At 61.4% G+C, this 17,504-nt stretch carries 13 protein-coding genes and 1 pseudogene; 6 read left to right on the top strand and 8 right to left on the bottom strand.

From position 1 onward, the window contains the following. Positions 1–2: 2 nt before the first annotated feature. The 4 genes and pseudogenes from KL786_RS01205 to KL786_RS01195 form a co-directional block, all read right to left on the bottom strand. Positions 3–1,142, bottom strand: coding sequence for a methyl-accepting chemotaxis protein (locus KL786_RS01205; RefSeq protein WP_458730144.1), 1,140 nt, complete (start codon positions 1,140–1,142; stop codon positions 3–5). A gap of 153 nt (positions 1,143–1,295) precedes the next feature. Beyond that, positions 1,296–1,577, bottom strand: a pseudogene (locus KL786_RS30010) (PAS domain-containing protein); the annotation flags it as partial. Positions 1,578–1,677: 100 nt separating this feature from the next. Next, complete coding sequence (locus tag KL786_RS01200; protein ID WP_215516446.1) at positions 1,678–2,886, bottom strand: transporter substrate-binding domain-containing protein; 1,209 nt, start codon at positions 2,884–2,886, stop codon at positions 1,678–1,680. 146 nt (positions 2,887–3,032) lie between these two features. Then, the gene (locus tag KL786_RS01195; protein ID WP_215516445.1) at positions 3,033–3,275 is read right to left on the bottom strand and encodes a hypothetical protein; all 243 of its coding nucleotides are present in this window, start codon (positions 3,273–3,275) and stop codon (positions 3,033–3,035) included. Positions 3,276–3,495: 220 nt separating this feature from the next. On the opposite strand from KL786_RS01195, the gene KL786_RS01190 reads away from it, so the two are divergent. The 6 genes from KL786_RS01190 (at position 3,496) to KL786_RS01165 (ending at position 13,015) form a co-directional block, all read left to right on the top strand. Then, positions 3,496–4,662, top strand: a complete 1,167-nt coding sequence (locus KL786_RS01190; protein WP_215516444.1) for an efflux RND transporter periplasmic adaptor subunit — start codon at positions 3,496–3,498, stop codon at positions 4,660–4,662. Further along, a complete protein-coding gene (locus tag KL786_RS01185) occupies positions 4,659–7,754 on the top strand; it encodes a multidrug efflux RND transporter permease subunit (RefSeq protein WP_215516443.1) in 3,096 nt (1,031 codons plus the stop codon). The genes KL786_RS01190 and KL786_RS01185 overlap by 4 nt, the downstream gene beginning before the upstream one ends. A gap of 9 nt (positions 7,755–7,763) precedes the next feature. Continuing rightward, complete coding sequence (locus KL786_RS01180) at positions 7,764–8,441, top strand: heavy metal response regulator transcription factor (protein ID WP_032860034.1); 678 nt, start codon at positions 7,764–7,766, stop codon at positions 8,439–8,441. Then, entirely contained in the window at positions 8,431–9,795 is a 1,365-nt protein-coding gene (locus tag KL786_RS01175; protein WP_090292000.1) for a heavy metal sensor histidine kinase, read from the top strand. The genes KL786_RS01180 and KL786_RS01175 overlap by 11 nt, the downstream gene beginning before the upstream one ends. Positions 9,796–10,090: 295 nt before the next feature. Further along, positions 10,091–11,413, top strand: a complete 1,323-nt coding sequence (locus KL786_RS01170) for an OprD family porin (protein WP_215516442.1) — start codon at positions 10,091–10,093, stop codon at positions 11,411–11,413. A gap of 105 nt (positions 11,414–11,518) precedes the next feature. Further along, positions 11,519–13,015: a sensor domain-containing diguanylate cyclase gene (locus KL786_RS01165; RefSeq protein WP_215516441.1), complete on the top strand. Its 1,497-nt coding sequence runs from the start codon at positions 11,519–11,521 to the stop codon at positions 13,013–13,015. Positions 13,016–13,077: 62 nt separating this feature from the next. Here KL786_RS01165 and lpxC read toward each other — a convergent pair whose 3' ends face one another. The 4 genes from lpxC to KL786_RS01145 all read right to left on the bottom strand — a co-directional run bounded on the left by lpxC (position 13,078) and on the right by KL786_RS01145 (position 17,502). After that, positions 13,078–13,989: a UDP-3-O-acyl-N-acetylglucosamine deacetylase gene (lpxC, locus tag KL786_RS01160; RefSeq protein WP_029297841.1), complete on the bottom strand. Its 912-nt coding sequence runs from the start codon at positions 13,987–13,989 to the stop codon at positions 13,078–13,080. A gap of 112 nt (positions 13,990–14,101) precedes the next feature. After that, entirely contained in the window at positions 14,102–15,295 is a 1,194-nt protein-coding gene (gene ftsZ / locus KL786_RS01155; protein WP_029297839.1) for a cell division protein FtsZ, read from the bottom strand. A gap of 65 nt (positions 15,296–15,360) precedes the next feature. Further along, the gene (gene ftsA / locus KL786_RS01150) at positions 15,361–16,620 is read right to left on the bottom strand and encodes a cell division protein FtsA (protein ID WP_029297837.1); all 1,260 of its coding nucleotides are present in this window, start codon (positions 16,618–16,620) and stop codon (positions 15,361–15,363) included. Between the two features lie 15 nt (positions 16,621–16,635). After that, a complete protein-coding gene (locus KL786_RS01145; protein ID WP_029297835.1) occupies positions 16,636–17,502 on the bottom strand; it encodes a cell division protein FtsQ/DivIB in 867 nt (288 codons plus the stop codon). Between the last annotated feature and the right edge of the window lie 2 nt (positions 17,503–17,504).

Here is a 17,504-nt window from a genome sequence, read left to right as displayed (position 1 = left end):
CGCTAGCGGCGCTTGCCCCAGAACTCTTCTGCCAGCCGCCGCAGGTCCTCCGCCAGTGCCGCCACGTCGCCCGAGCTCAACTGGCTCTGCTGGCCGGCACTGACGGTGGCCTCGCCGGCATTGCGGATGCCGACGATATTGCGATTGATGTCCTCGCTCACCGAGCTCTGCTCTTCCACCGCCGTCGCGATCTGCACACTCATCGCGGTGATCTGGTTGACCCGCTGACTGATGCCGTCCAGGGCCGATGCGGCACGCTGGGCATGCTCGACACTGACGTCGACATGTTGGCTGCTTTGCTCCATGGCCATCACCGCATCCCGGGCACCGCCCTGCAGGGTGCTGATCATGCGCTGGATTTCATTGGTCGATTGCTGGGTACGTTGGGCCAGGCCGCGCACTTCGTCGGCCACCACCGCAAAGCCACGGCCCTGTTCGCCCGCCCGCGCGGCTTCGATGGCCGCGTTGAGCGCCAGCAGGTTGGTCTGCTCGGCAATCGCCCGGATCACTTCCAGCACACTGGAAATATCACCGCTGTGGCTTTCCAACTGATGGATCACGGTAGTGGCCCTGGCCAGTTCCTGGGACAGGCGCAGCACCGCATCGCGGCTTTCGTCCACCCGCTGATGGCCTTCGCGGGTCTCGCTACCGGCCTGGTCTGCGGCCTTCGAGGCCTGTTGGGCATGCTGGGCGACTTGCGCCACACTGGCCGCCATCTGCTGGATGGCGGTTGCCACCTGATCGGTCTGGCTCTGCTGGCCAAGGGTGCTGGTGTGACTGCTGTCCAGTTGCTCGACCAATGCGGCGGCGTGCCCGGATAAACGCTGCGACGCATCGCCAATCCGGCCGACCACCGCGCCTACCTGGGCCTCAAGCATCTGCATGGCAAATTCGATTTGCCCCAGCTCATCCGCGCGCCCGGTGTAGATCGCCTGGCTGACGGGGTTGTCGGCAATCTGCCGCGCCCGCTCACTCAATTGCCTCAGGGGACGCAGCAATAGATTGATGCCCAATACCCCCGCCACGCCCACTGCCGCCAGGCCCAGCACTTGCAACGCCCATGAATAACTCGCCATCCCAGCCCCCACGCCCCAGGTCAGGACGCACGTTGCGCCGGTGACCAGCGACAACTTCAAGGGCATCTCCAGTATTGGCCGCCAGCGCCGAGTCCCTGCACGCAGGCGCGCATAAGCGCGCTCCGCAGCCATCACTCGCCGCGCATCAGGCCTGGTGCGCACCGACTGATATTCCACCGCCACGCCGTCGCGCGTGACCGGCGAGGCATAGGCACTGACCCAATAGTGATCACCGTTCTTGCAGCGATTTTTCACCATGCCCATCCACGAGCGACCGCTCTTGAGGGTCTGCCACATATGGGCAAAGGCCGCCGACGGCATGTCCGGATGGCGCAGCAGATTATGTGGCGCGCCCAACAATTCCTCGCGGCTGTAGCCACTGACGTCGATGAAGTCCTGGTTGGCGTAGGTAATCGAACTGCCGAGGTCAGTGGTCGAGAGGATATTGGCGTCTTGGGCAATGTCCACACTTCGCCCCGTGACCGGGAGATTGATCTTCATGGAAAGCGCGCTCGGGGGGGTTATTGAGAGAGTCGGCAAGGGGCACCGATTCTAAGCGCACCGCTTGAGCAAATACTGATCCAGCTCATGTTCCACGCATTTAGTTGCCCGGTGTGATCACCACCGCCCCGTGATGGTCCTCGGTCTGGGCCACACACTCGATCGCCACCCGTGCGCCGCGCGGCAACCTGCGTACGGCCAGTACGCTGCGGGCGGGCAAGCGGCCACTGGCGAAGTAGCCCAGGTACACCTGGTTGACCAGGGTCAGGTCATCCAGCTCGACCAGCATCAAGGTGCATTTGGCCACTCGATCCAGCGACGACTGATGGCGCTCCAACAGGTCGTGCAGGGTTTTCATCACCTGTTTCATCTGCGCGCCCGTGCCTCCTCTCACCAGATTGCGGTTCGCATCCACACCCAAAATAGTCGAGATATACAGCGTGCTGCCCACCCGCACAGCCTCGGAAAAGGGCAGTTCCACGTCAGCGGGGTAAAACTGCGGCCCACTGGGGTCTTGCACGGTGTCGGCGTCGGGCTCTTGCTCCTGATAGCTCTGGAGAATGCGCTGGTGCTCGCCGCTCTGCCTGAGCTGCTCCAGCGCCCGGTTAAGATCACTGCGTAACTCGGGATCGGATTTGCGCACGCCGATGGCCACGGCGGTGCCCATCTGTTGGCCGGTGACCGGCGGGCCGACGAAGTCGAAAGATTGCCCCTGCTCAGTGTCGAGCAATTCCTGGCGGATTTCTGCGGTGCCCTGCAGCGTCGCGTCGATATCACCCGCCACCAGGCTGCGGATCAACTGATCGTTGAGCCAGAAGCTCTTGATGATCACACCGGCCGGCGCCCATTGTGCCTGGGCGAAGGCTTCACGATTGCTCCCGGTCAGCACGCCCACACGCTTGCCCTTGAGGGCGCGCACCGTGGGCATCAGCCCGGAATACCGACGTGCTACCAAGTGCGTGGTGAGTGGGTACAAGTCGTCGGTAAAGTCGATCAGGTTGCGGCGCTGGGGCGTTGAAGCCATGCCCATGATCGCATCGAAACGCCGGCTTTCAAGGGCCTCGATACTGCGGGTGAATACCTGGTCAACCCAGATGCAGCGGACGTCGAGTTGGGCACACAAGGCATTGCCCAAGTCGATGTTCAGGCCGACCAACTGCCCTTGCGCATTGCGGCTTTCATAGGGAGGAAACAGTGGGGAGATCGCGAAGCGGATCTCACTGCGCGGCGCAGCACCGGCTGCTGCCCCAACAAAAAAACCGCCTGACAACAGCCCAACGGATAACACGAAGATCTTTGCCAAAACCATGAAGACATCCCTTTCTTGAAAGACCAACGCCTTCAACCGGGGCTTCTGCCAGCCAGGTGCTGCGAAGGGGTATCGAGCAAGCTTTCAAGAAATGATCATGGACCGACAAGACGAAAAATCAGCAATCACTGTAGGCACAACTGCCGTTAGCGTTTACCCATCGAGCGGCGTGTGCCTGGCGGCGCCATGCCTGGGGTCTTGGTGTGGCCGTTCTTGGCGCCGTTTTTGTACCACGGCTGATTACCGTCTTTCGCCCCGGCCAGTTCCCCTGGCTTGAAGGGGAACTTAAACGCTGGGATCACCGGCTTGGCTTCACTGTCGAGGCTGTCTGGGTTGGCGGGATCAGCCAATTCGGCGCTTTCAGCAGGCGATTGTGTCGGGGAAGTCATGGGGGCTCCGGCGCATAAAATGTATAAGGCCTTGAGTATACCGGTGCCGGAGGTTGCAAGCCTTAAGCTTTAAGCTACAAGCTTGAAGCTTGCAACGCCCCCCAACTGACAGCGCCGTCAGTTAGCCGTCACTCTACTGACCGGATAATAAAGCTATAAAGAAGCTTTCCACTTGCAGCTTAAAGCTCAAAGCTTGCAGCTGCGCCAACGGCGCTCCCCCATGCCCATTCAACGAAAAACCACCTTGATTGTGCTCGTCTGCGTGGCCCTGGCGATTGTGGCCTGGCTCTCGATCCGGCCAGCCAAGACCAAGCTGTCCGCCTCCAGCGCGATTCCGGTGCGGGTAGTCAGTGTCGCGCAACAGGATATCCCGCGCTTTGTCAGCGGGATCGGCTCGGTGCTGTCGCTGCACAGTGTGGTGATTCGCCCCCAGGTCGATGGCATCCTCACCCAATTGCAGGTCAAGGAAGGGCAACTGGTCAAGGCTGGCGACCTGCTGGCGAGCATCGATGACCGGGCGATCCGCGCCAGCCTCGACCAGGCCAAGGCCCAGTTGGGCGAAAGCCAGGCGCAGTTGCAGGTGGCGCAGGTCAATCTCAAGCGTTACAAGGAGCTGAGCATCGACGACGGTGTGTCGAAGCAGACTTACGACCAGCAACAAGCCCTGGTCAACCAGCTCAAGGCCACGGCGCTGGGTAACCAGGCGGCGATTGATGCGGCCCAGGTACAACTTTCCTACACACAGATTCGCTCCCCCGTCAGCGGCCGGGTGGGGATTCGTAATGTGGATGAAGGCAATTTCCTGCGCACCAGCGATACCCAAGGCCTGTTCTCGGTGACGCAGATCGACCCGATCGCGGTGGAGTTCTCCCTGCCACAACAGATGCTGCCGACCCTGCAAGGCCTGATCGCCGCGCAGCATCCGGCCAGTGTCGATGCGTTCCTCGGTGCCGACACCGATAGCCCGGCGGCGGTCTTGCTCGGCGAAGGCCGCCTGAGCCTGATCGATAACCAGATCAGCGCCAGCACCGGCACCATCCGCGCCAAGGCCGAGTTCAGCAATGCCGCCCAAACGCTGTGGCCAGGGCAACTGGTCACGGTAAAGATCCAGACCGCCCTCGACAAGGCCGCCCTGGTGGTGCCACCGACCGTGGTCCAGCGCGGCATGGACTCGCACTTTGTGTACCGCCTCAATGGCGACAAAGTGGACGTGGTGCCCGTGCAGGTGACCTACCAGAACAGCGACCTGACGATTGTCACCGGCGTGCAGTCCGGCGATGTGCTGGTCAGCGACGGCCAGTCACGCCTCAAGGCCGGCGCCCTGGTGGAGGTGCTCAAGGAACCGCCGCAAGTGATCCAGACGGCCCAAGCGCAGGCCCGGCCATGAAAGGCCATGGTTCGGTATCGGCCTGGTGCGTCGACCATCCGGTCGCCACCCTGCTGCTGACCTTTGCCCTGGTGCTGCTGGGCTTGATTGCCTTCCCGCGCCTGCCGGTCGCGCCGCTGCCGGAGGCAGAGTTCCCGACCATCCAGGTCACCGCCCAACTGCCCGGCGCCAGCCCCGACACCATGGCGTCCTCGGTGGCCACACCCCTGGAAGTGCAATTCAGTGCCATCCCCGGCATGACCCAGATGACCTCCAGCAGCGCCCTGGGTTCCACGCTGCTGACCCTGCAATTTACCCTCGACAAGAGCATCGATACCGCCGCCCAGGAAGTGCAGGCGGCGATCAATACCGCGGCCGGCAAGTTGCCCAGCGACATGCCCAACCTGCCGACCTGGCGCAAGGTCAACCCGGCGGACAGCCCGGTGCTGATCCTCAGCATCAGCTCCAACAACATGCCCGGCACCGAACTGAGCGACTATGTGGAAACCCTCCTGGCCCGGCAGATCAGCCAGATCGACGGGGTGGGCCAGATCAGCATCACCGGCCAGCAGCGCCCGGCCATTCGCGTACAAGCCTCGCCGGACAAGCTCGCCGCCATTGGCCTGACCCTGGCCGACATCCGCCTGGTGCTCCAGCAATCGAGCCTGAACCTGGCCAAGGGTGCGCTGTATGGGCGCGACAGCGTGTCGACGCTGTCGACCAACGACCAACTGTTTCATCCCGAGGAGTATGGCGAGCTGATTGTTTCCTACAAGGACGGCGCGCCCGTGCAACTGCGCGATGTGGCGCGGGTGATCAATGGCTCGGAGAACGCCTACGTGCAGGCCTGGTCTGGCGACACGCCAGGGGTCAACCTGGTGATTTTCCGCCAGCCGGGGGCCAACATCGTCGACACCGTGGACCGCATCCAGGCCGAGCTGCCGCGCCTGCAGGCGATGCTGCCGGCGTCGGTGGACGTCAGCTCGTTGTCGGATCGCACCAAGACCATTCGCGCCTCGCTGCATGAAGTGGAAATCACCCTGTTGATCGCCGTGTTGCTGGTGGTGGCCGTGATGGCGCTGTTCCTGCGCCAGTGGTCGGCAACCCTGATTGTCTCCAGCGTGCTGGGGGTATCGCTGGTGGCCACTTTCGCCTTGATGTACGTGATGGGGTTCAGCCTGAATAACCTGACGCTGGTGGCCATCGTCATCGCCGTGGGCTTTGTGGTGGACGATGCGATTGTGGTGGTGGAGAACATCCATCGTCATCTTGAGGCGGGCCTGGACAAGCGCGAGGCAGCGATCAAGGGGGCCGGCGAAATCGGTTTTACCGTGGTGTCCATCAGCTTCTCGCTGGTGGCCGCGTTTATCCCACTGCTGTTCATGGGCGGCGTGGTCGGGCGCCTGTTCAAGGAGTTTGCCCTGACCGCGACCTCGACCATCCTGATTTCGGTGGTGGTGTCCCTGACCCTGGCGCCGATGCTGGCCGGGCAGTTCATGCGCGCACCCACCCACCCTCCCCACGACAAGCCGGGCTTTGGCGAACGCCTGCTGGCCAGCTATGCGCGGAACCTGCGACGGGCACTGGCCCATCCGCGCACGATGCTCGCTATCTTCACCGTGACCCTGGGCCTGGCCGTGGCCGGCTACGTGTTTATTCCCAAGGGTTTTTTCCCGGTACAAGACACCGGCTTTATCCTCGGTACCAGCGAGGCGGCGGCGGATGTGTCCTACCCGGATATGGTGGCCAAGCACCAGGCCCTGGCCGAGATCATCAAGGCCGACCCGGCGGTGGAAAACTTCTCACACTCGGTGGGCGTGACCGGCAGCAACCAGACCATTGCCAACGGCCGCTTCTGGATTGCCTTGAAGGATCGCGGCGATCGCGACGTGTCCGCCAGCCAGTTCATCGACCGGATTCGCGCCAAACTGGCCCAGGTGCCGGGAATCGTGCTGTACCTGCGCGCCGGCCAGGACATCAACCTCAGTTCCGGGCCCAGCCGCAGCCAGTACCAATACGTGCTCAAGAGCAACGATGGCGCGACCCTGAATACCTGGACCCAGCGCCTGACCGAAAAACTGCGCGCCAACCCGGCCTTTCGCGATCTATCCAACGACCTGCAACTGGGCGGCAGCATCACCCACATCAGCATCGACCGCCAGGCGGCCGCGCGGTTTGGGCTGACGGCTACCGATGTCGACCAGGCGCTGTACGATGCGTTTGGCCAACGCCAGGTCAATGAATTCCAGACCGAGACCAACCAATACCAGGTGGTGCTGGAGCTGGACAGCCAGCAACGGGGCAAGGCCGAGAGCCTGAATTATTTCTACCTGCGCTCGCCGCTCAGTGGCGAGATGGTGCCGTTGTCGGCGCTGGCCAAGGTCGACCCGCCGACGGTCGGGCCGTTGTCCATCAGCCATGACGGCATGTTCCCGGCGGCCAACCTGTCGTTCAACCTGGCACCGGGCGTGGCCCTGGGCGACGCGGTAATCATGCTCGACCAGGCGAAGAACGAGATCGGCATGCCGAGCACCATCATCGGTAACTTCCAGGGTGCGGCCCAGGCATTCCAGAGCTCATTGGCCAGCCAGCCATGGCTGATCCTCGCGGCGTTGGTGGCGGTCTACATCATCCTTGGCGTGTTATATGAAAGCTTCGTGCATCCGCTGACGATCATCTCGACCCTGCCCTCCGCCGGCCTCGGCGCATTGATCATGCTGTGGCTGTTGGGCCAGGACTTTTCGATCATGGCCTTGATCGGCCTGGTGCTGTTGATCGGCATCGTCAAGAAAAACGGCATCCTGATGATCGACTTTGCCCTGGAAGCCCAGCGCGTACGTGGGCTGGCACCTGGCGATGCGATTTATGAAGCCTGTGTCACGCGTTTTAGACCGATCATCATGACCACCCTCGCCGCCCTGCTAGGCGCCGTACCGCTGATGCTCGGCTCAGGCCCCGGCGCGGAGCTGCGCCAGCCACTGGGCATCGCGGTGGTCGGTGGGTTGCTGGTGAGCCAGGCGCTGACGCTGTTCACCACGCCGGTCATATACTTGTACCTTGAGAAACTTTTCCACAGACCCAAACCGGCGCTCGGGCTGGCGACCACACATTGAGGCGGGGTCATGCGTGTCCTGATTATTGAAGACGAAGAAAAAACCGCCGACTACCTGCATCGCGGACTGACGGAGCAAGGCTATACGGTGGACGTCGCCCACGATGGCGTCGAGGGCCTGCACCTGGCCCTGGAAAGCGACTACGCGGTGATCGTGCTGGATGTGATGCTGCCCGGCCTCGACGGTTTTGGCGTACTGCGTGCACTGCGGGCGCGCAAGCAAACCCCGGTGATCATGCTGACCGCCCGCGAGCGCGTGGAAGATCGCATTCGCGGCCTGCGCGAAGGCGCCGACGATTACCTGGGCAAGCCGTTTTCCTTCCTCGAACTGGTAGCGCGCCTGCAAGCCCTGACCCGGCGCAGCGGCGGGCATGAACCGGTGCAGGTGACTATCGCCGACCTGTGGATCGACCTGATCAGCCGCAAGGCCAGCCGCGCCGGCCTGCGCCTGGACCTGACGGCCAAGGAGTTCTCGTTGCTCAGTGTCCTGGCCCGGCGCCAGGGCGAAATCCTGTCGAAGACGGCCATTGCGGAAATGGTCTGGGATATCAACTTCGACAGCGACGCCAATGTGGTCGAGGTGGCAATCAAGCGGCTGCGGGCCAAGCTCGACGGGCCGTTCGAACACAAGCTGCTGCACACTATTCGCGGCATGGGCTACGTGCTGGAGAACCGCAGTGTCGAGTAACTCGATTGCCCTGCGCCTGAGCGGCATGTTCAGCCTGGTGGCGCTGGTGATTTTCCTGCTGATTGGCGGTGCGCTGTACCAGCAGGTGGACCGCGGCCTGGGCCTGTTGCCGGGGGCCGAACTGGATGCGCGCTACAGCGTGCTGGAGTCGTCGATCACCCGCTTCGGTACACAGGATCACTGGGGCAAGATGGCCAACAAGCTCAAGTTGTTGGGGGAAGAGGACAAGCGCATTCGTTTCTGGGTGGTCAGCAGCGACCCAACCTATGAATACGGCAACCCGGATGCGCGCATCCGCGAATTTGCCACAGGGCCGACGGGCAAACGCGACCTGCACCTGCCGGGGCACGCCTACCCGTTCAAAGTACTGGTCAGTCAGTTCCCCGCCAAAGACCAGCGCCCGCCCCTGCGTTTTATGATCGCCATCGACACCGCCAACTTCCGCACCACCCAGCATCATTTGCTGATGGCGCTGATCAGCCTGGCGTTTGTCGGCGTGGTACTGGCTTCCTTGCTGGGCTTCTGGGTCGCGCGTATCGGCCTCAAGCCGCTGATCAAGTTGTCGGATGAAGCGCAAAAACTGGCACCGCCGAAACTCTCCGGGCGCCTGCAACTGTCGCCACTGCCGCCGGAACTCAAGCAGTTCGTCAACTCCTTCAACTCCACCCTGGAACGCGTGGAAACCGCCTACTCGCGCCTGGAATCGTTCAACGCCGATGTGGCCCATGAACTGCGCTCACCGTTGACCAACCTGATCGGCCAGACCCAGGTAGCACTGACCCGTGGCCGCTCCGCCGAACACTACTTCGAAGTGCTGCAATCGAACCTGGAAGAGTTGGAACGCTTGCGCTCGATCATCAACGACATGCTGTTCCTGGCCAGCGCCGACCAGGGCAGCAAGGCAACCAAGCTGATTGAAAGCTCCCTGGCCGATGAGGTGGCGACCACCCTCGACTACCTGGACTTCATCCTGGAGGACGCCCAGGTACAGGTTTCGGTGGTTGGCGATGCCTTGGTGAAAATCGAAAAGGCCCATTTACGGCGAGCACTGATCAACTTGTTGAGCAATGCGGTGCAGCACACGTCACCGGGGCAGGTGATCGAGGTGCGGATTGAAGCCCGGGAGCAGCAGGTGGTGATCGGGGTGACCAACCCTGGCGAGCTGATTGCCAGCGAGCACTTGCCCCGTTTATTCGAACGTTTCTACCGCGTCGACGCCTCGCGCAGTAACAGCGGGGCCAATCATGGCTTGGGCCTGGCCATCGTCAAGGCGATTGCGTTGATGCATGGCGGGGATGTGTTTGTGCGCAGCGAGCACGGTGGCAACACCTTTGGTATCACTCTGCCGATTTGAATGTTCAAACCTCCCACAGGTTAATCTTCATCGTCCTGACTGTTGCGATTTGGGCAACAGTCATTATCTTGTTACACTCTGTACCGTACCGCTCGCCTGCGCCAATATGTCGCATCGACGAGCGAGACGGCAAAGACAGCCGACCCGCCCTGCCATTTCCCTCGACTTATTTCCAGGGCTCTACACTGGGAATCTGTTTTAAAGCCGCTGACTTCAGCGGCTTTTTTTTGCCGTAAAAAAGGCCAGGAACACCCCACGACATTGGCCGTTCAGACTGACCCAAAGGAGCTCCCCGGTGAAAACCGCGCTGACATTCACCCCGTTATTCCTCGCGATTGCAGCAACTATCTCCCCGCTCGCCCATGCGGCAGACGCTCCACCTACCGACGGTTTCGTCGAAGGCTCAACGCTCAACATCAACACCCGCAACTACTACATGAACCGCGACCGCCGCGATATCCACACCGATGACAGCAAAGAATGGGGCCAGGGTTTTCTCGGTATCTTCGAATCCGGCTACACCCAAGGCACCGTGGGTTTTGGCCTGGATGCCCACGCCATGCTCGGCCTGAAACTCGACGGCGGTGGCGGCACCGATGGCTCCAGCATCCTGCCGTACGGCAGCGGCAGCGGCAAAGCGCCCGGGTCGTTTTCCACCGGTGGCGGCACCCTCAAGATGCGCGCCTTCGATACCGAGCTGAAAGCCGGTGACCTGTTCCTCAACAACCCGGTGATTGCCGGTGGCATGACCCGCATGCTGCCCGAGACCTTTCGTGGCGTCAGCCTGACCAACCACAGCCTGGACGGCTGGATGTTCGAAGGTGGCCAGGCCAGCTTTGCCAAGCTCTACAACCAGAGTGGCCATGGGCGCATCGGCACCAGCTATGGCGCGCTGCCCAAAGGTGAAAGCAGCCAGCACATGAACTGGGCCGGCATGGCCTGGAGCGGCCTGCCAGGACTGACCAGCAACCTGTACGCCTCCGAGCTCAAGGACGTGTGGAACCAGTACTACTACGACCTGGACTACACCTACGCGCTCAATGACCTGGTCAGCCTCAACCCGGGCCTGCACTTCTACCATACCCAGGACACCGGGCATGCGCTGCTGGGGGATATCGACAACAACACCTACAGCCTGCATTTCACCGTGGGCGTGGGCAATCACAGCGTCACCGCCGCATACCAGCGGGTCAACGGCAACACGCCGTTCGACTACATCGCCCAGGGCGACAGCGTGTACCTGGACAACTCCCAGCAATACTCGGACTTCAACGGCCCCAACGAGCATTCGTGGAAGCTCAAGTACGCCTATGACTTCGCAGGCCTGGGCCTGCCTGGCCTGACCTCGGCGGTGTCCTATATCAGTGGCAAGACCGACCTGACCAAGGTCGACCCCAACAGCCGCGGCTACTCGGCCTGGTACAGCGCTGACGGCAAGAACGCCAAGCACTGGGAACGGGACATCGACCTCAAGTACGTGGTGCAGGGCGGCAAGGCCAAGGACCTGGCGGTGCGCCTGCAATGGGCGACCAACCGTGGCAGCAATGGCTACTCGGCGGTAGACCGGGATGTGGATGAGTACCGGGTGATCGTCGACTATCCAATCAACGTGTTCTAACCCGTAGCACTGTAGGAGCCGGCTTGTCGGCCCTACATCTTGTTCTGCACTCTTTTGCGGGCTTGCTACTACGCTAAGGGCATCCTCGACGCAGAAGTACGCCCGATGAGCTCAAGCCCAGCACGCCCGCCCCGCCCGACCCGTCGCCCGGAGTTTATGTTGATCCTGGGCAGCGGCCTCACCGTGCTGATGATCGTCAGTGTCGTGACCGTGCTGCTGATTCGTGAACACGCCAACACCCTGCAGGCTGCCAAGCGTACAGCGAGCACCATCACCCAACTGATCGACGCCGATGTGCTGCGTAACGTCGAACTGTATGACCTGTCCCTCAAGGGCCTGATCGCCGCCACCGAGCGTAGCGATCTAGAGGGGGTGTCGGCCAACATCCGCCACCTGGTGTTGTTCGACCGCTCGACAGCTGCACGCTACAAGGGCGATATCCTGTTGCTGGACAGGACCGGCGAGGTCATCGCCGACTCTTCGCTGCTCACCCCCAAACCCGGCAACTTTGCCGACCGCGACTACTTCCAGGTGCACCGCCAAAACCCGGAGCTCGGGCTGTTTATCAGCCGCCCCTTCCAGACTCACTGCGTGTGCGAGGACAACTGGCGCATTGCCTTCAGCCGCCGTGTGTCATCCGCCGACGGGCGGTTTATGGGCGTCGCAGTCGCGTCCATGCGTTTGTCGTACTTTGCCCAACTGTTCAATAGCCTGAACATTGGCAACAACAGCACCATCAACCTGCTCAATCACCAGGGCATCCTGCTGGCGCAACAGCCGTTGCTGGAGCCGGACATCATCAACAAGGACCTGAGCACCCGGCCCAATGTTGCCCGGATCCTGCGCGAGCGCGATGGCAGCTTTAGCAGCGTCTCCAGCGTCGACCGTCAACAGCGCCTGTACACCTTCTCCAATGTCGGTGCCCTGCCGTTGATTGTGGTCGTGGCCTTGTCCAACGACGAAATCTTCGCCCCCTGGAAACGTGCCGCCCTGCTGATCAGCGCTGCCGCCGGGGTGTTGTGCATCGGCTTGCTGTGGCTGACCTGGATGTTGTGCATGGAGTTGCGCCGTCGCTATCGTGCCGAAGGGGTGCTGTCAGAACTGGCAGCTACCGACCCGCTCACCGGCCTGGCCAACCGCCGCACACTGGACCAGCGCCTGAACCTGGAATGGGATCGCGCCCAGCGCTCCGGCGAACCCTTGACCCTGCTGATGATTGATGTCGACCATTTCAAGGCCTTCAACGACCGCCATGGCCATCAGGGTGGTGACGAAGCACTGCGCAGTGTGGCTCAGGTGATCGAGAGCAATATCCGCAGGCCCGCCGACCTCGCGGCCCGTTATGGCGGTGAGGAGTTTGCGGTGATCCTGCCCAATACCGACAGCCAGGGCGCCCAGGTGATTGCCGAGTATATCCGCAGCAGCGTCGAACACTTGCCAAGGGTAGCCGGGGATACACAGCCAGTCACGGTGAGCATTGGCCTCAGTAGCTGGCACACACGCAGCAATGCGTCATTGGAAGAACTGCTGCTCAGTGCCGACCGGGCGCTGTATGAGGCCAAGGATGGCGGACGCAACCGTACCGTTGATGCCGCAGGTTGATTGCGCATAAAAAAAGGCCACCCGAAGGCAGCCTTTAAAAACTAAAGAAAGAGAGTTGTTACTTACACCGCCGCAACGGGACGCATGTAAGAGATCGGTGCGGTGCTGGCATCTTCGAAGGTCACAACTTCCCAAGCATCTTTCTGCTCAATCAACTTGCGCAGGAGCTGGTTGTTCAGTGCATGGCCCGACTTGAAGCCTTTGAACTCGCCTATCAGGCTATTGCCCAGCAGGTAGAGGTCACCAATTGCATCGAGGATCTTGTGCTTCACGAATTCGTCTTCATAGCGAAGGCCGTCTTCGTTCAGTACACCATCCGCGTCGACCACGATGGCGTTTTCCACGCTGCCGCCGAGTGCGAGGTTGTGCTTGCGCAGGTACTCGATGTCACTCATGAAACCAAAGGTACGGGCGCGGCTGACTTCTTTTACGAACGAAGTGCTGGAAAAATCCACGCTTGCACTTTGGGTGCGGTCACGGAAAACCGGGTGATCGAAATCGATCTCAAAGCTCACTTTAAAGCCTTCGAACGGGACGAAGGTGGCGCGCTTGTCGCCGTCTTCTACTGTCACTTCCCGCAGAATGCGAATGAACTTCTTGGCTGCGTCCTGTTCTTCCAGGCCGGCAGATTGAATCAGGAATACGAAAGGTCCAGCGCTACCATCCATGATCGGGACTTCAGACGCGGAGAGCTCGACGTAGGCGTTATCGATGCCCAGGCCAGCCATGGCCGAGAGCAAGTGCTCCACCGTGTCCACTTTGACGTCACCGTTGACCAATGTGGTCGACATGGTGGTTTCGCCAACGTTTTCCGCGCGAGCAGGAATCTGCACCACAGGGTCCAGGTCGGCACGAACAAACACGATGCCGGTGTCGACAGGTGCGGGCTTGAGGGTCAGGTATACCTTCTCCCCGGAGTGCAGACCTACACCTGTGGCACGGATAATATTCTTCAGGGTGCGTTGTTTAATCATGGCTTGGACCGCTTCAGCGCAAATTGCGAACTGGTATCAACAAAGGCTGGCGATAATAACAGACCAGACCTTTGCTGAACACCAATCACCTTCATAGCCCTGATACATTCCATCAATCGGCCTGACGACGCAGGAAAGCCGGGATGTCCAGGTAGTCCAGATCATCTTGCGGATTCGGGCTACGGGACGCAGCAGCACCGGCCTGAGCCTGGTTGCGCATCACGGTCGGACGATCCAGGTCACGGTAGTTCACCGACGGCATTTCCGGACGCACAGGCGCTGGAGCGGCAGTCGAAGACGCCTGACTGGTGTGAACGGTATTGTCGATGACCTTCACAGGCTTCTCGATTTTTGCGCCCAGGCCAGTGGCAACCACGGTCACATGCAGTTCGTCGCGCATGTCCGGATCGATAACGGTACCGACCTTGACCATCGCGTGCTCTGAAGCGAAAGCTTCGATGATGCTACCCACGTCGGAGTACTCACCCAGGGACAGGTCGGGACCGGCGGTGATGTTCACCAGGATGCCGCGTGCACCTTGCAGGTTCACGTCTTCGAGCAACGGGTTGCGGATGGCCGCTTCGGTCGCTTCACGTGCACGGTTCGGACCGCTGGCGCAGCCAGTGCCCATCATCGCCATGCCCATTTCGCTCATCACGGTACGTACGTCGGCAAAGTCGACGTTGATCATGCCCGGGCGCTTGATGATGTCGGAGATACCGCGAACGGCACCGGCCAGTACGTCATCAGCCTTGGCGAAAGCCGACAGCAGGCTTGCGTCTTTACCGAGGATGGTCAGCAGTTTCTCGTTGGGGATGGTGATCAACGAGTCAACGCTTTCAGACAGCAGACGGATACCTTCGTCGGCGATCTGCATGCGCTTGCGGCCTTCGAACGGGAACGGACGGGTCACGACTGCAACCGTCAGGATCCCCATTTCCTTGGCCACTTCGGCAATGATCGGCGCTGCACCGGTACCGGTACCGCCGCCCATGCCCGTGGTGATGAACACCATGTTGGTGCCTTGCAGCACTTCGGCAATACGCTCGCGGTCTTCCAGGGCGGCTTGACGGCCGACTTCCGGATTGGCGCCAGCGCCGAGGCCCTTGGTCACCGCAGTGCCCAATTGCAGGATGGTCCGCGCGCCGATGCTTTTGAGCGCCTGGGCATCAGTGTTGGCGCAGATGAATTCAACGCCTTCAATGTTGCTCTTGACCATATGATTGACAGCGTTGCCGCCGCCACCGCCGACACCGATTACTTTGATAACCGGGCTTGCGGGGATGTTGTCTACGAGTTCGAACATTTTCCCTCTCCTTTCATTTCTCTAGTTTTTTCGCCTACTACTTGAAACGGTGTTGCGGTAAATCTTTAGAAATTGCCCTTCACCCAGGCTTGCAGGCGCTCCAGCAACGGCGCTTTCGGCTCGTCACTGCTGTAGCTTTCGCGGCTGCCAATGCCCGACAGGGAAATGCCGTCGGTCTGCTTTTGCAGGCCGTACAACAGCAAGCCCACACCGGTGGAGTAAATCGGGTTGCGCACCACGTCGCCCAGGCCCTTGACGCCATGGGGCACGCCCAGGCGCACAGGCATGTGGAAGATTTCCTCGGCCAGTTCGACCGCGCCTTCCATCTTCGAGGTACCACCGGTCAGCACGATGCCGGCCGGGATCAAATCTTCGTAGCCACTGCGGCGCAGTTCAGCCTGGATCAGGGTGAACAGTTCGTCGTAGCGCGGTTCGACCACTTCGGCCAGGGCCTGGCGCGACAGTTCGCGCGGTGGACGGTCGCCCACGCTTGGCACCTTGATGGTTTCACCGGCACCGGCCAGCTTGGCCAGGGCGCAGGCGTAGCGAATCTTGATTTCTTCGGCGTACTGGGTCGGTGTACGCAGCGCCATGGCGATGTCGTTGGTCACCTGGTCGCCGGCAATCGGGATCACCGCGGTGTGACGGATCGCACCTTCGGTAAAGATCGCGATATCGGTGGTGCCGCCGCCGATGTCCACCAGGCAGACGCCCAGTTCTTTTTCGTCGTCGGTCAATACCGAGTAGGCCGAGGCCAGTTGCTCAAGAATGATGTCGTCGATTTCCAGGCCGCAGCGGCGCACGCACTTTTCAATGTTCTGTGCGGCATTCACGGCGCAGGTCACCACGTGGACCTTGGCTTCCAGACGTACGCCCGACATGCCCAGGGGCTCGCGAACGCCTTCCTGGTTGTCGATCACATAGTCCTGCGGCAGGGTGTGCAACACGCGCTGGTCAGCCGGGATGGCCACGGCCTGGGCCGCGTCCAATACGCGCTCCAGGTCAGCCGAGCTGACTTCACGGTCGCGGATCGCCACGATGCCGTGGGAGTTCAGGCTGCGGATGTGATTGCCTGCCACACCGACGAATGCCGAGTGAATCCGGCAGCCCGCCATCAACTGCGCTTCTTCGATAGCGCGCTGGATCGACTGCACGGTGGACTCGATATTGACCACCACGCCCTTCTTCAGGCCCCGGGACGGATGCGTGCCGATTCCGACGATTTCCAGCGTGCCGTCGTCCGCGACCTCGCCTACCAGCGCCACCACCTTGGAGGTGCCGATATCGAGACCGACGATCATTTTGCCGCTTTGCACGTTTGCCATGGGTCCTGCCTCTTCTTAATTCTTCGCGACAGCGGGTTGCGCTGCCGTGGGCGCAGCCGGTTCGCGCCAGCTAACGGCCAGGCCGTTGGCGTAACGCAGGTCGATGCTCGCAATGTTCGTAATCTGTTCTTTCAGGGTTTTGTCGTAGATGGCGATAAAGCGGCGCATCTTCTCCACCAAGTGGTCGCGTCCCAGCAACAACTCGATGCCCGGGCCGGAACTGCCTGCCCCGGTGGTCAGGAACCAACTGCCCCGCTCGCGCAATTCCAGGCGCGCAATGGAGAAGCCCAGTGGCCGCAGCATCTGGCTCAACGCCTGGTACTGCTGCATCACTTGCTGCTGTGCCCGTTGCGGTCCGAACAACTGCGGCAAATGCTCGTAGTTGGCCAGCTCACGCGGGTTGAACGCCTGGCCCTGGTTGTTCAACAGCGCCTCGTCGCCCCAACGGGCCACGGGCAGTTGCTCTTCCAGGCGGATCGTCACTTGATCCGGCCACACGCGCCGTACTTCGGCGTGGGCAATCCACGGCATCTGTTCCAGTTCGGCACGCATGCCTGCCAGGTCGATGGTGAAGAAGCTCGCCGCGACAAAAGGCGCGATCCGCTGCTGCACCGCTTGCTGGCTGATGTAGCTCAAGTCGCCCTGCACGCTGATCTTGGTGATCGGGCGGTCGGCATACGGCAACAGGCGCTGCGCACCTTCATAGGTACCAAAGCCCAGCGCCACCAGCAGCACCGGCCAGAACAAGGCCTTGAGAAAACCAAAGTTGGCTTTCGGCAGGCGCGCCGACATCGGCTCTTTAGCCACCATTCGACTGGCACCACGCGGCACCGGCTTGCGGCCGGGAGCGGGTTGCTGATGACGAAGCGATGCGCCTTGCATGG

The sequence above is a fragment of the Pseudomonas sp. TAE6080 genome (assembly GCF_018732265.1).
In the GTDB taxonomy this organism is placed as follows: domain Bacteria; phylum Pseudomonadota; class Gammaproteobacteria; order Pseudomonadales; family Pseudomonadaceae; genus Aquipseudomonas; species Aquipseudomonas brenneri.
Note: the sequence above shows the minus strand (reverse complement) of the source record. Positions and strands in the feature narration are given on the sequence as shown.

Coding starts and splice junctions, on each gene's coding strand:
- lpxC (WP_029297841.1), bottom strand. CDS start 13,989: ATGATTAAACAACGCACCCTGAAGAATATTATCCGTGCCACAGGTGTA.
- KL786_RS01180 (WP_032860034.1), top strand. CDS start 7,764: ATGCGTGTCCTGATTATTGAAGACGAAGAAAAAACCGCCGACTACCTG.
- ftsZ (WP_029297839.1), bottom strand. CDS start 15,295: ATGTTCGAACTCGTAGACAACATCCCCGCAAGCCCGGTTATCAAAGTA.
- KL786_RS01205 (WP_458730144.1), bottom strand. CDS start 1,142: ATGCCCTTGAAGTTGTCGCTGGTCACCGGCGCAACGTGCGTCCTGACC.
- KL786_RS01200 (WP_215516446.1), bottom strand. CDS start 2,886: ATGGTTTTGGCAAAGATCTTCGTGTTATCCGTTGGGCTGTTGTCAGGC.
- KL786_RS01165 (WP_215516441.1), top strand. CDS start 11,519: ATGAGCTCAAGCCCAGCACGCCCGCCCCGCCCGACCCGTCGCCCGGAG.
- KL786_RS01190 (WP_215516444.1), top strand. CDS start 3,496: ATGCCCATTCAACGAAAAACCACCTTGATTGTGCTCGTCTGCGTGGCC.
- KL786_RS01185 (WP_215516443.1), top strand. CDS start 4,659: ATGAAAGGCCATGGTTCGGTATCGGCCTGGTGCGTCGACCATCCGGTC.
- ftsA (WP_029297837.1), bottom strand. CDS start 16,620: ATGGCAAACGTGCAAAGCGGCAAAATGATCGTCGGTCTCGATATCGGC.
- KL786_RS01145 (WP_029297835.1), bottom strand. CDS start 17,502: ATGCAAGGCGCATCGCTTCGTCATCAGCAACCCGCTCCCGGCCGCAAG.
- KL786_RS01195 (WP_215516445.1), bottom strand. CDS start 3,275: ATGACTTCCCCGACACAATCGCCTGCTGAAAGCGCCGAATTGGCTGAT.